General features: G+C 50.9%; 10 protein-coding genes. 2 read left to right on the forward strand and 8 right to left on the reverse strand.

Features of this window, described 5'->3' with window-relative positions:
• Positions 1-228: 228 nt before the first annotated feature.
• Positions 229-1,194 carry an ADP-glyceromanno-heptose 6-epimerase gene (gene rfaD, locus IMY23_RS07430; protein WP_192821471.1) on the forward strand — a complete coding sequence of 322 codons (966 nt, stop codon included), beginning with the start codon at positions 229-231 and terminating at the stop codon, positions 1,192-1,194.
• Positions 1,195-1,492: 298 nt separating this feature from the next.
• Positions 1,493-2,359: an FRG domain-containing protein gene (locus IMY23_RS07435; RefSeq protein WP_225986443.1), complete on the forward strand. Its 867-nt coding sequence runs from the start codon at positions 1,493-1,495 to the stop codon at positions 2,357-2,359.
• A 179-nt stretch (positions 2,360-2,538) separates the two neighbouring features.
• On the opposite strand, the gene IMY23_RS07440 is transcribed toward IMY23_RS07435, so the two are convergent.
• From IMY23_RS07440 to IMY23_RS07475, 8 genes are all read right to left on the reverse strand, one after another.
• On the reverse strand, positions 2,539-6,069 hold the full coding sequence (locus tag IMY23_RS07440; protein ID WP_192821472.1) for a hypothetical protein: 3,531 nt from the start codon (positions 6,067-6,069) through the stop codon (positions 2,539-2,541).
• Positions 6,070-6,095: 26 nt separating this feature from the next.
• Entirely contained in the window at positions 6,096-9,749 is a 3,654-nt protein-coding gene (locus tag IMY23_RS07445; protein WP_192821473.1) for a HAMP domain-containing sensor histidine kinase, read from the reverse strand.
• A gap of 216 nt (positions 9,750-9,965) precedes the next feature.
• Positions 9,966-10,283, reverse strand: a complete 318-nt coding sequence (locus IMY23_RS07450) for a DUF983 domain-containing protein (protein ID WP_225986444.1) — start codon at positions 10,281-10,283, stop codon at positions 9,966-9,968.
• 65 nt (positions 10,284-10,348) lie between these two features.
• Positions 10,349-10,591: a hypothetical protein gene (locus tag IMY23_RS07455; protein WP_192821474.1), complete on the reverse strand. Its 243-nt coding sequence runs from the start codon at positions 10,589-10,591 to the stop codon at positions 10,349-10,351.
• Between the two features lie 44 nt (positions 10,592-10,635).
• Positions 10,636-11,181, reverse strand: coding sequence for a DUF420 domain-containing protein (locus IMY23_RS07460; RefSeq protein ID WP_192821475.1), 546 nt, complete (start codon positions 11,179-11,181; stop codon positions 10,636-10,638).
• Positions 11,171-11,842, reverse strand: coding sequence for an SCO family protein (locus IMY23_RS07465; protein WP_192825075.1), 672 nt, complete (start codon positions 11,840-11,842; stop codon positions 11,171-11,173). The genes IMY23_RS07460 and IMY23_RS07465 overlap by 11 nt, the downstream gene beginning before the upstream one ends.
• Positions 11,843-12,187 carry a cytochrome C oxidase subunit IV family protein gene (locus IMY23_RS07470; RefSeq protein ID WP_192821477.1) on the reverse strand — a complete coding sequence of 115 codons (345 nt, stop codon included), beginning with the start codon at positions 12,185-12,187 and terminating at the stop codon, positions 11,843-11,845.
• A gap of 26 nt (positions 12,188-12,213) precedes the next feature.
• A complete protein-coding gene (locus IMY23_RS07475) occupies positions 12,214-12,960 on the reverse strand; it encodes a cytochrome c oxidase subunit 3 (protein ID WP_192821478.1) in 747 nt (248 codons plus the stop codon).
• Positions 12,961-12,971 lie beyond the last annotated feature (11 nt).

Consider the following 12,971-nt stretch of genomic DNA (forward strand, 5'->3'; position numbering starts at 1 on the left):
AACTGACCAAGCAACACATTGCCTCAACAGAACGGGGAACAAGGAATTTTTCATCATCTAAGGGGCCAAAGATACAGGAAAAGTTCATGTGGCAGATGGGCGTTTTCGGGCTCATTTCTGGAAACGGAGCCAAAAACGGAAACTTTGGCCCCGCCTTTAAGAAAGCCATCTGCGCTAAAGTTTCGTACCTTTGGTTAGTTTTGTGCCCGTATTTAATCCTCGATTTCTATGATAGTAGTTACCGGAGCCGCCGGCTTTATTGCCAGTTGCCTTGTCACCCGCCTGAACGCCGCTAATTTCAATGACATAGTGGTGGTGGACAATTTCTCCATTGCCAAGAAATTACCCAACGTGGAAGGCAAAAAAATCAAGGAATACGTGGACCGCGCCGAGTTCTTTGACTGGCTGGAAAAAAACTACGAAGACGTGGAGTTCATCTTTCACCTGGGCGCGCGTACAGACACCACCGAAAGTAACCTGGAAGTCTTGAACCTGCTCAACCTGGACTACTCCAAACAAATGTGGAACGCCTGCTGTGAATACCAGATTCCGCTGGTCTACGCGTCTTCGGCGGCCACCTACGGTTCCGGCACCTTGGGCTATGACGATGACGAAAGTCTGATTTCCCTGCTAAAACCGCTAAATGCATACGGTGATTCTAAGAATGATTTCGATAAATGGGCGCTGGAGCAGACGGCTAAACCGTTTTTCTGGGTGGGTCTCAAATTCTTCAACGTGTACGGGCCCAATGAATACCACAAAGGTAGAATGGCCTCGGTGGTGATGCACGCCTACAATTCCATCAAAGAATCTGGCCGCCTCACGTTGTTCCGGTCACACAACCCAGACTTTGAAGACGGCAAGCAGATGCGTGATTTTGTGTATGTGAAAGACGTGGTGGACGTGCTGTACTGGTTGATGCACCACCGCAAGAACTCAGGCATTTACAATTTGGGTTCCGGGCAAGCCCGCACGTTCCTGGATTTGGCGTTCAACACGTTCACGGCCATGGGCGCGCCCATCAACATTGATTTCAAAGACACCCCTGAGGACATCAGAGACAAATACCAATACTACACGCAGGCCAACATGCAGAAACTGAAGGCCATTGGCTATGACCAACCGTTCCACACCCTGGAAGAAGGCATACAGGATTACGTGCAGAATTATTTAATCCCGAACACCTATTATTAAAAGAGTCAGAACGCCAGCCCAACCCGCTGGCGTTTCTGTTTTCGGGCTCAATCCTGAAAATGAAGCCGAAAACGCTTCTCTGTCGCAAATACTTTTTGCTCTCCATAAATTATAAGCAGATAGAAAACTGGCGGCATTGGGGCTCCAAGTTCAAAACTTGAAGCAGAGGAGTTTTAATTCTGTTTTCGGGCTCATTTCTGGAAACGGGGCCGAAAACGGAATTTTGATTGACCCCAGAATAATGTAAACTGCGGCTACGTATTAGTACTGAATTCACCTGAACAAACGCGCATTCTCTATGAACCCCGGAACAACGCCGCCCTACTCTTCCGTACAGATGCCCATGGACCAGGATGTACTTTATTCCGCCAACTTGGAGATGCCCAATGACTTGCGCGTGGAGTCTTGGGAAGAACTGCAGCGCGAACTCTTCCGGGATTCCTGGGATGACACCATCAACCGCTACCGGTCGCCGTACGTGTTCAGGGGGCTCTGGAACCGCAATTACGGCCTCAAGACCAGCCTCATGCGCATTGGCGGCGACTTCCCGAAGCTGGAATCCCACTTGCTCCGCAACTTCAGGAAATACGCACGCGGCACTACTGAAGCCTCAGACTCCATTTGGAACTGGCTGGCCGTCGCCCAGCACCACGGTCTCCCCACCCGCTTGCTGGATTGGACGTATTCACCGTACGTGGCACTGCATTTCGCTACCGCTGACCTGACCAATTTTCATGCAGACGGTGTGATCTGGTGCGTGAACTACGTCAAATCCACCGATTATCTGCCGCCCTCTTTGCAACGCGCCATTAGAGATGAAGGCTCCAACGTGTTCACCCCAGAGGTATTGGAACCCGTGGTGGGATCCCTTAAAAGTCTGGGTGAATTCCAGGAAAAACCCTTCGTCATGTTCCTGGAGCCGCCTTCGTTAGATGAACGCATTGTGCACCAATACGCGCTGTTTTCCATGATGTCTACCCCAGACGCCATGCTCTGCCAATGGCTCACTGACCATCCCGACCTCTATTTCCGGCTCATCATTCCGTCTAAACTCAAGTGGGAAATACGAGACAAACTGGACCAGGCCAACATTACTGAACGCGTGCTTTTCCCCGGCCCCACCGGCATCAGCGCCTGGCTGAGAAGGCATTACACTACCACGTAATAATTAGGAATTGGGAATTAAGAATTAGGAATTATCAGAACGCCCTTCACCCCATTTGTCATCCTGAAAAGATTTTGATGGCAAACTGTAAAGGCGGTTTGAATTCGACTTATTAGATATTTTTCTTTTTTTGGCCTCATTTCCAGAAATGAGCCCCAAAACAGAAATTAAATCCCTAATTAGAAAAGAACTGATACTTGCATGCGGCCGGTGTGGATGGTTCTGATGCCTTGGGGTTTGCGGCCGTCATAGTCCAGGGTGATGTTGAGGCCGTTGCTGAGGCGTTGTTGCACGGCCAGGTTCCAGGTGAGATTGTTGCCCGGCTGAAACCCGTTGAGCATCTCAAACGCGATGGGCGAAAACGTGTTGCCGGTGTACTTGATGTTAATGTATTTGACCACGCCGGTTACGGTGCGCTTGCTGACCTGGCTCAGGCGTGTTTCGGCGCCCACCTCATGGAACCGCGCGTTTTCCCGTTCCCCTTCCTCATTTTCCTTGAACTGAAACTGGTACGTGCCCGTGAACCTGAGCGTGTTGTTGGGCTGAAAAGAAATTTCTGGCTTGGCCTCGTAAGATTGTATGGTGAAGTTTTTGTTCGTCAGGTAATTGGAAGTACTCTGCCGCGTGGCCTTGGTGACGTCTAGCCGGCTGGAGAAAACCTCGGTCAAGTTTACCCTGAACAAAACCTGGTGGCTGTCATTGTTCCGAACATCGGTGCCGTTGGTCAATAGAATTTTCTGCTGGCTTTGTTGCAAGGTGTATTCCACGCCGTATTTGGGGTTGCTTCTATTGAAATAAACGGTGTTCCTGAACGCCTGTGACAAAGAAAGCAAGCTGGAATCTGCGAAACTCAGACTGAACGGATTGAACCGGTTGCGCAGGCCGTTATCTGTGGTGCGTTTGTCAATAGTGATGAACGAGATGGCCGAAAATTTGGCCGCCATGCGTTTCCACCAGGCTTCCGCGGTTTGCCATTCTCTGGGCAAGCTGCTGTTGAGCCGGTAGGTGAAATTGTTGGTGTACGCAATCACGTATTCATCTGTGGGAATGAACAGCCTGATGTGCGTGCGGCGGTACGGCGGGTCAGTGGGCTGCGATTCAAAGAATTCGTCTAAATCCTGGGTTCCGTCGCCGTTCAGGTCTTCATAGTAATGCGTACCCTGGCCGGGAATTGTTTCTACAAACTGGTATTGGCGCTTTAGCTCGCGGCCGGTGCCAATGGCGTAGCTCATCTCTGAGCGCAGATGCCGGTTCAGGAAATCGCCGGTCCAGTTGATTTTTGACAGCACCGTGGTCTCCGGCAAACTGTCGCGGGCCTCAATGTTCCGGAACGTGAGCAAGGCAGTAAGTTGGTGGTTATTTTTGATGACCGTGCTGGCGCTCACGTTGTAAGTATTGGCTACTTGCCTGTTGCCCAACTCTCCATTCTCTGGCCGGTAATCTACGCGGCGGCTGTACTCTGCGCGGTACTTGAACGTGGCCGTGTCTGCGTTCTGAATGTACAACAAGTGGTCATCAAAATAATTAGCCGAAGCCAGCAGTTGTTCATTCAGGTTAGACGTCACACGGTTTTTGTCGAAGCGGTACACGTAGCCGGGCGTGATGTATTTGGTGGGATATTGCACGCCCACTTCGCCCCGTACCCACTCAGATTTGGTCTCCGGCTGGTTGTTGTTCATCAAGAAGAGATTCGTGCGAAGTTCCAGCCCCAGCAGCTTTTGCCCCAATTCCAGCAGATGCTGCGTGCCGTCTACTTCGCCGGGGCGGCTGCGGCGGCTCAGGCGGTAATTCACAAACCGCTGCGCATCTCGCACGCCGCCCACGGCAAACGTGAGAATGTGGTCTTCCACGCGCGGCTGTCTTGCCAGCGTAGTATTGGTGGGACTGCTCCAGTCACGGTCAAATTCCACATCGCGGTAGCGGTCAATGGGCACGAAGTTGGGGTCTGTGTATTCATAGGTGAACGCGCTGCGCAATTTGTAGTCGCCTAAGAATTTCACTTGTTTGTCACTGAACTGGTAGCCCACGCGCAGGGCTTTGCCTTCATCGTCTTCTGAATCCAGCTTTGAAAACCGGTTGAGGTCATTTTTAGAACCGGCCACTTCCAGAAAAACTTCGGCTTTGGCATCTAGCGCCCAGGTTCCGCCCAGCGTCATCATCTGTTTCTGAATAGGCGTGGGAAGAATTCGCACGGGTTCATAGCGGCCTTGTGGCACACCGTTCACCGGTTCCACCCATTGGTACACGCGCCCGTTCACCGTGGAATTCTGCAGCACATAATTGCCCTGGCCCTGCGGCACCTCAGTAAAACTCACGGCGTAATACGCTACCGTTGAATCTGTGGAATATTCATAAATGGTGTAGGTGCCGTTGGCGGTGGAAACTTCCTTGCGCTGGTACAGCACTTGGTTCCGGTCAAACCTAACCGAGTCTGCCCCGCTGGTAAAGGCTTGGTTCACGTTGTCCCCAATCTGGGAGAGGAGCTGTTTCTGGGTTTGATTCAGGTTGAGCAGTAGTGGACTATTAGGATTGTCAGCTTCATTGTAATAATTACCGTAGACCTTGAATTTGCCCATGTTCTGGTAATGGCTGGCGTGGAGCACGCTGCGGCTGTAATTCTGGTCTGAGTACTCAAAGTCCACGCGTATGCGCGAGTTTCTGGTAATCACCCATTTGGGTGTGAAGGTGATTTCGGCCTGGTTGTAGTCAATGACATAGTCAAAGTCGAAGCCACGTTGCAACAGCTGTCCGTCTAAATAAACCCGCTCAGAATTGGCCAGCACAATAATAAACCGTTCGCCGTTTGGGCCGCGCAGGCGGTACGGCCCCTGCACGCTTTCAATGGGCGTGATGATTTCTGAGGCAAATTTGCCCTTCGCCACCGAAGCTGCCACGGAGGTGGCACTTTCCCAGCCCGGTTTACCGCGGTTCACCTCCAAAGCACCGCCCTGCACGTTTTTGTAAAACTTGAGAAAATGGGAAGTTGGCCTATTGCGCAAAACCACGTCGCCGCCCGTAATGGTCCACAACCGGTGCTGCAACGTGATGAACACGCGGTCAAATTCCTGCAGCTGCTGCGTGTTTCCTTCGGGCTGAAACGGAATGTTCTGGTCAGTGATTGAGGCGGTAATATCTATTTCCTCGGTCAGTTTTCCCTCCAATTGCAGGTTCAGGGCCGAATTCACGAACACATTCTGCGCATTCCCCACTGACACGCCCCTGGAGATACTGCCCGTTTTGTTGAGGCCCGGCGTCTTGAACAATTCCTCACGGCCTGACGGTACCTCAAACACCGGTTGCCGCTCAAATGAAGTGGAATCCCATCTTCTAATATCGCGCTTGAATACACCCGCGCCCAGATTTACCGGTAACACGCGGTAACAAATCAAGATGGAATCCGTTTTCGGCCTCGTTTCCGGAAATGAGGCCGAAAACGCCCCGGTGCTATCTCGGGTGATTTTGTCTGGCAACAGCCGCGGCATTGGCGAAGGGCGGGCCGGCAGTTGCGTGAAAAAAAGCTGGTTGGTCTCGGCGTTGTACTGGTATGGCGGCGAAATCCTGACTTGCCGGCGGTCATAGAATTCCAGTGAAGCTTCCTGAATGGTCAAGGAATCCAATTGGAACGCACCCACTTGCACCACAATCCATTTACAGCGCCGGTTAGACAATGACTGCGCCTGACTTCCCACGGCAAATAGGAACGTCAGCATTAGAATGTTTATGAACGCGCGCTGGTTCATGACGGCTGCACCGGCAATTTCAGGAAGAAGGTGGTGCCTTCCTGGTCTTTGGTCTCAAACCAGATGGTGCCGCCAATGGCTTCTACCGCTTTTTTCACCACGGCCAACCCAATACCAGAACCCGTGTACTTGGTACTGAAATTCGGCATGAAGATTTTGGGCTGCACGTCTTCTGGTATTCCTGAGCCGTTATCTGAAATGGCCGCCACTACCCAATCAGGTTCCAGGTTGGTCACGTCAATAGTGATTTCCGGCGTACGCGAAGACGGAACGGCCTGCAGCGCATTCAGCAGCAAGTTGTTGAACACCCGTATGAGTTGGTTTTCATCGGCGCGCACATGAATGGGCGTTTGGGGCAAATTCAACTGCACCTGGTGTTGTTGTGAATTTATGTGGAGGTCGGCGGCGCGTTTAATGAGGTCGTTCAGTTCCAGGGTTTCCAGCTTGAGGTCTGGCATGGAGGTAAAATTGGAGAAAGAGGTGGCAATGTCACTGAGCACGTCAATCTGAGTGATCATGGTTTTGGAAATCTTCTCCACCAGTTCCTCCAGATTGCTCCTGCCCTCCTGCATAGCTTTGCGCAGGTACTGCAGTGACAACTTCATGGGCGTGAGCGGATTCTTGATTTCGTGGGCTACCTGGCGGGCCATCTCTTTCCAGGCGGCTTCTTTTTCGCGAAGCGCTAGTTCCTGTTTGCTTTCCTCCAGCTTCTGGAGCATCTGGTTGTATTCGCGCACCAACAAGCCAATCTCGTCGCGGGATTCATAGACCAGTTTTTCATTGTTGCCGGTCAAAGTGGTTTTTTTAAGGCGTTCGGTGAGTAACTGCAAAGGCACCGTGAGCGCCCGCGTGGCCAGGTAACTAAGCAGCACAAACACCAGAAACAAGACCGTGAAAATGTTGAGAATAGTGGTGATGAGCTGGATGAGTTTGTTATTCAGTTCTTTCTGCGAATCAAAGTACGGAATGGCCAGAAAACCGCTGGGGCTCACCTCCCCTGCTTTCCGTAAGGGCAAATACATGGTGCTGAAGGGCAGTTCGCCGGCTTTTTCCTGCAGCAGCATGCGCGCAAGGCCGCGCTCTTTCAGGCCGCTGTAGGCTTCGGGGTTTAGGCGCGTGGAGAGCACGCCGGCCTCAAACAAAGCGGGTTGGCTGGCAATCTGCAGTTGTCCCTGGGCATTGTACACGTTTACTTCGGTCTGGGCCAACGCGGCTAACCGGTTTACGCGCCGAACCAACGAATCTGGCCGCGTGCTTCTCCCGCCCAACGCATTGGTCATGAGGTTCTGCCGGATGAATTCGCCTTGCTCAGTGTAGCCTCTGGTTAAATCCTGTTGGTAAGAATCGGTGACCAGGCTGCCAATGGTAAGGCTAACTAATACGAGCGGAACCAACACGCCCAAATTAAGGAACAGCTGAATTTTAGTACTGAACGTGGAAGTGATGACTTGCACCAATTCGCCCCGATACAGCACAGAGACCGCCAGCAACCCAAACAAAGTGACGGTATGCAGCAGAAAGAGAAACGAAAAATTGGACAGCCAGGACCTGAACCCGTAGATGGGCGTACTCACCACCGCCACCGTGCCGTCCATGGATTTAGTGGCCACGTGGTGGTACCCGGCAATAGTCAAGCCCTGGGTGTACAGCAGCGGCACCTCTAACAACGCCGACCCAAACGTTTGGCTGTACTCAAAATAGCCTTCGGTCTTTAGTAAGCGGTTTTCGCGCCACAGGGCGTAACTGCTGGCTGGAACGGCGTTGCCCTGGGTGCTTTTGCGTTCCACCAACAATTCTGGCAACACACTGTTGGGGGTGGTTATTTTAGGGCTCAGTTCCAAAACCACCGTAGCCCATTGCCCTTCGGTTAAAAGCAGTTTAATTTCCTGCAGATACGTAAACCGGCCAGGCTCTGCCGCTGAACTCACCAGCAACTGGCCTTTCTGGGTGGTAGGTTTGGCTCCCGTGGCTCTGGTGGCGGCATAGGTCTCCAGATTCAAGGCAGAGTCATGCACCATAAGCGCCGCGCCGTTGACGTCAAACATTCGGAGGACCACCGTGTAACTCTCTGTGAGCGGCCGAAGGTAATGCCTTCTTATTTTTTGATCAATGAACTTCTGGTTTACCCAAGGCGCACGCAGCGTACGCGTAATCAAGGCATCTTTTTGAATGGCGGTGGCGGCCTCAGCGAGCAGGTATTCGGTGACTTCATCGCGGTCTTTCAATAATTGAGCGGCCACGCGCTGTTTTTCTTGCCGGAGCTGTTTATCGTACAGATCATACAACGCCGCGCCACCCAGACTGGCACTGATGATGTTCACCAGAAATACGCTGGAATAGATGCTGGCCTTGTTCAGGAACCGTCTGTGCGCCATTTCCCAAAGAACCAGCAAAGAACTGGAGAGCAAAACGGTCCAGTTGCCAATGGGTGCCTCGCGCCAGAACGCCCACAAAAGTGCCACCAGCAATACCGTGCCCCAGGCCGCGGCAAACGGCGCAAGGCTGTCTGAGTTAAACGGAAGCCACCGAAGCAAGAGCCTGAGCAGCCAACTTATAGCCAGCGTGTGCAGCACCATGGCCAGGAACAACAGCAGTTTCTCGGGGTTGAACTGTATGTTCTGCGTGATGTCCAGGATGGGTTGGGAATTGGTGATGAGGCTTCGGTAACTTTCATACCAACTAATCATGAGCACTATAATTCCCAGGGCAAGCAGCACGCTGAACATATTCTGTTTTTGGCCTTGATTCTGAAAATGAGCCCCAAAACGCTTGCCTTTGGCGTACTGGTACACCCACCAGGACAAAACTAGAAGAAGCCCCTCGTTCAAAAGCAAATCGCCTAAAGACGGCGACCACCAAGCGGCGGCATATACCCGTGGGCTGAACAACCCAACGTCTTGCACCGTGCCCGGGAACTGCCCCAGCAGCATGACCATCCGGAGCAAAAGCAACCCGGCCACCGCAAAATTCAAAGCCATGCCCGGTTTGCCCTGTGCCTGAAGCTGTTTTTTTCGGGTTAACACAAAGCCTAACCAACTGACAATGGCCAGCACGTACAACTGCAAAGTGAATTTGCTGGCGTGCAGCCACTGGTTTGGCTCCAGAATCTTCAATGAAAAAAGGTACTGCCCCTGAGTGCCTTTGATTACAAAGGCATTTTCACTTTTATCGGTTTGCAACGCTACTGCATGGTCCTCAAACAGGGCTGGGTTTAGTGCGTTTTTCAAGTACGAATTGCTGATGCCGTACCTGGTTTCCAGCGGCGTGACAGTTACAAGTAAATAGTCTGGGGCTTGCCTCTGGCTGACCACCAAAAATCGTCCGAACCTATTCTCCAGAATCTGAATTGGCTGTCTGACCATGTGGGGCTCCACGTCACTGCGCAGCATATGGTCTGACCAGAATACCAGTTGGTTGGCCTGGTAAATAAGCACCGGGCTGGTAGCTTGGGGCAATAGCGCCGAAAACTGACCTGCCTTCAGCGGAAGACCTGCGCTCAGTTGTTTGAGAAGAGATTGGCTTTGGGCGATTTGGGAATGGACCCGCGCCTGGATTTCCTGGGCTAACTGCTGCTTTTTGGAATGGAGCAGGTCACGCTGCACACTGGTTTGCAGAAACAATCCTACCCCGCCCAAGAGCAAGGCAACCACAAGAAAGAAGAAAGGGAGATTGCCGCGGTACCTCAATGCTGCTTTTTTCCGAATTTAGCCATAATACGGGCAATTTGGGTAGAAGTGGCTAAAATTTAAACCTCACCGTCAGAGCGAATCCCGTTTTCGGGCTCATTTCTGAAAATGAGGCCAAAAACGGCCGTTGCCTCTGGCCGTGCAGCCTTGCTTCTATTGCCTTGCTAAGCTAACGAAGAATTATACTTTGTATTTGGGGTCAAAAGAAACACTCCCAAAAAAATAGAGCATCATGACCCGGGCATATCTGAACAGGAAAGGCGTGAACACCACTACTATGGAAGCCACAGTGGTCAGGTACACCCAAGTGGGTGGGTCGTTGGCCAGATGATACAGGCCCAGCCCCACCAGCACCACAATTATCACCGACAAGCCGTAGCTCATGTACATGGCGCCCCAATAAAAACCCAGCTCAATTTCAAACCGGAAACCACAGACCGGGCATGCCTCGGGCATTTTGTCAAATTCCCTGAGATTCAAGGCTGAATGGGAAAACATGTTGCCTTGGTGGCATCTGGGGCATTTCAATGATAAGCCGGCTTTGGCATGTTCCCAGGCAGACACTATCTCTTTTTGCTGTATTTGTACCAGAAAAAGCCCACACCCGCGGCCAGAATGTAGGGCACTGCCATGAGATACAGAATTCCCTTGTTCAACCCGTTGGTGATATTATCTGGGGACTCTCCGTTGGAAGATTCTACGGAAGCGCGGCACATGGCACACTGCGCTTCGGCGGGGAACGCCAACACAACCATTAGTAACCCCAGCAGGAGACCTGTACCCCAATAAATATGACTCTTTTTCATCTTCGCCTCTTTCTAAATGTATACCTGCAATGAACTAGAAACTACTATGCGTAATACGGGGAAATCATGAGGTAGACTACCACACCCGTAATGGCCACATACAACCATAAAGGGAACGTCCACCTGGAGATTTTCTTGTGCCGCTCAAACTGGTTTGACACAGCAAAATACACAGAAAGAAGCACTAACGGTACAATTACTGCGGCCAGCACAATGTGGGTTAGCAGAATAAAGTAATAGATTGCCTTAATGGTGCCTTCACCACCAAATGAGGTGGGCGCTGCCTGGTAATGATAGGTCACATAAGAAATCAGGAAGAACGAAGACAGCACAAAGGCGGTAGACATGGCAAACCGGTGATTTCTTCTGTTCCCTTTCTTAATAAAGTAGTAGCCCGTTATTAAGGAAAGAGCCGTCAAGGAGTTCAACACCGCGTGCAACCCTGGCAGAAAGGAAACGTCTAAATCGCCTAGCTTGCCTGTTTGGGGCATGAACAACAAAAGCGCCACCACCAAGGGAACCACCACAGATAAAATGGCGATTAAAAACAGGTAGCGGGTGTCATTGGGATTGGTAGACTTAGTTGGCATGATCTTGTTCATACATGGAAAGCAGAATATTTAATTCTGTTATGAGCCGCTCTACCTCTGAGGCGTCTGTCCCCTGGTACATGCCGCGCACATGACCCTCCCGGTCAATTAACAACAGCGTTTCACTGGAGAAGGCATCTGTTTGCGTACCTACCAAGGCCAAAGTTGGCTGCCGAAACCCTTGCTGGGCTAAATGCTGCAATTGGTCCGGTGACCCCGTCAGGAACAACCATCTGTTAGCATCCGCCTTTAGAGTAGCAGAAAGCTGCTGCAGGGCTGCGTCTTGGCTTGGTGTGTGGGTGAAGGAAAGGATTTTTACTTCTGGCTTGAACCTGAAAGCATCATGCACCCTAGATAACTGCGTCAGCACCTGTTTGCATGGCTCAACACAAGTAGAACTCAGAAAATGGGCAACATATATAGTACCCTGTAGGTCTTGGCTGGAGAAAGTTTTGCCAGTCTGGGATGTTAATTGAAAGGCTGGCACCTTGTGGTACGCGGTATCATATTGCCAGACACCTTGCACAGCGGTTGAATCAACCCTTAACGGATAATATGTTCGGAGAGAAAATTTATTCTCCCCGAACATACTTAAAAATAAAAACACCAGTACCGGCACCAGCAAAAGGGTTCCCAGTACCAGGGCTTTTTTTGGACTCATTTAGTCAAAGTAATTGAAAACAGATTCGCCGTAGAAGGTACCTTCCACCAGCAGGGCCACCAGTAACCAAACCAATAACACGGTAGGTACCAACACTGCCCAAATAAGACCTTTTGTCTCATGCTTTAAGTGCATGAATTCCCCCACAATGTAGAAGGCCTTTACAATGGTCAAGCCAATGAAAATAGCGTTCCGTAAGGTGCCGGCCTCCATCATGAAGGCAAAGGCAAATTCAATTGCAGTGAGTACGCAGAGAATGATAAATGTTTTCCAGATGATTCTGGTCTGGGCCTTAGGAATCTCGCCTTGCGCCAGTTCTTCTGTATGATGTGAATGCGAAGCCATATCTTTCAGTTTTTCGTGTCAAACAATTACACCAGGTAAAAGAAGGTAAATACAAATACCCACACTAAGTCTACAAAGTGCCAGTACAAACCTACTTTTTCCACCATTTCATAGTGGCCTCTTCTCTGGTACACCCCGTTTACGGTATTGATGAAAATCAAGAGGAGCAACACCACCCCACTGAAAACGTGCGTACCGTGGAAACCTGTGATAAAGAAGAACAGGTCAGCGAACAAGGGTGGTCCGTATTGGTTCACAATCAAATTCGCCCCATGTATCACAGAACCATCGGCTAATTTCATACCATCTTCAGTACCGGCAATAAAGTGGGTCCACTCCCAAGCCTGACAGCCCAAGAACATAGCTCCAAAGAGAATAGTCCACAGCAACCATTTCTCCACATCCTTCTTGTCCATTCTATGCCCCGCTTCTACGGCCAATACCATGGTCACAGAGCTCAAGATCAAAATCATGGTCATTAAGGCTACAAACGCCAACGGCCAATCCACACCATGGAACCCAGGGAATGCGTTAAACACTTTTTCCGGGATAGGCCACCACTCGGTTGAGAACGTGAACGCCTCTGGCGCACCTTCATAGGCCTTGTGACGGTGACGGGCCAACCCGTAGGTGGTTAAGAAAGCACCAAACGTGAAAGCATCTGATAACAGGAAGAACCACATCATCAGTTTGCCATAACTTGCCTTAAATGGCTCGTTACCGCCATCCCAAGTGCCTGTGTTTGGCTGCTCAAAGGTTGTAGTCTGCGACATATGTGTTAAAG

This window comes from Rufibacter sp. LB8 (assembly GCF_014876185.1).
GTDB lineage: Bacteria > Bacteroidota > Bacteroidia > Cytophagales > Hymenobacteraceae > Nibribacter.

Excerpts from the sequence above, each read along its gene's own strand:
- rfaD (WP_192821471.1), top strand. The coding sequence starts at position 229 with ATGATAGTAGTTACCGGAGCCGCCGGCTTTATTGCCAGTTGCCTTGTC.
- IMY23_RS07465 (WP_192825075.1), bottom strand. The coding sequence starts at position 11,842 with ATGAGTCCAAAAAAAGCCCTGGTACTGGGAACCCTTTTGCTGGTGCCG.
- IMY23_RS07450 (WP_225986444.1), bottom strand. The coding sequence starts at position 10,283 with ATGTTTTCCCATTCAGCCTTGAATCTCAGGGAATTTGACAAAATGCCC.
- IMY23_RS07440 (WP_192821472.1), bottom strand. The coding sequence starts at position 6,069 with ATGCTGACGTTCCTATTTGCCGTGGGAAGTCAGGCGCAGTCATTGTCT.
- IMY23_RS07470 (WP_192821477.1), bottom strand. The coding sequence starts at position 12,187 with ATGGCTTCGCATTCACATCATACAGAAGAACTGGCGCAAGGCGAGATT.
- IMY23_RS07435 (WP_225986443.1), top strand. The coding sequence starts at position 1,493 with ATGAACCCCGGAACAACGCCGCCCTACTCTTCCGTACAGATGCCCATG.
- IMY23_RS07455 (WP_192821474.1), bottom strand. The coding sequence starts at position 10,591 with ATGAAAAAGAGTCATATTTATTGGGGTACAGGTCTCCTGCTGGGGTTA.
- IMY23_RS07460 (WP_192821475.1), bottom strand. The coding sequence starts at position 11,181 with ATGCCAACTAAGTCTACCAATCCCAATGACACCCGCTACCTGTTTTTA.
- IMY23_RS07475 (WP_192821478.1), bottom strand. The coding sequence starts at position 12,960 with ATGTCGCAGACTACAACCTTTGAGCAGCCAAACACAGGCACTTGGGAT.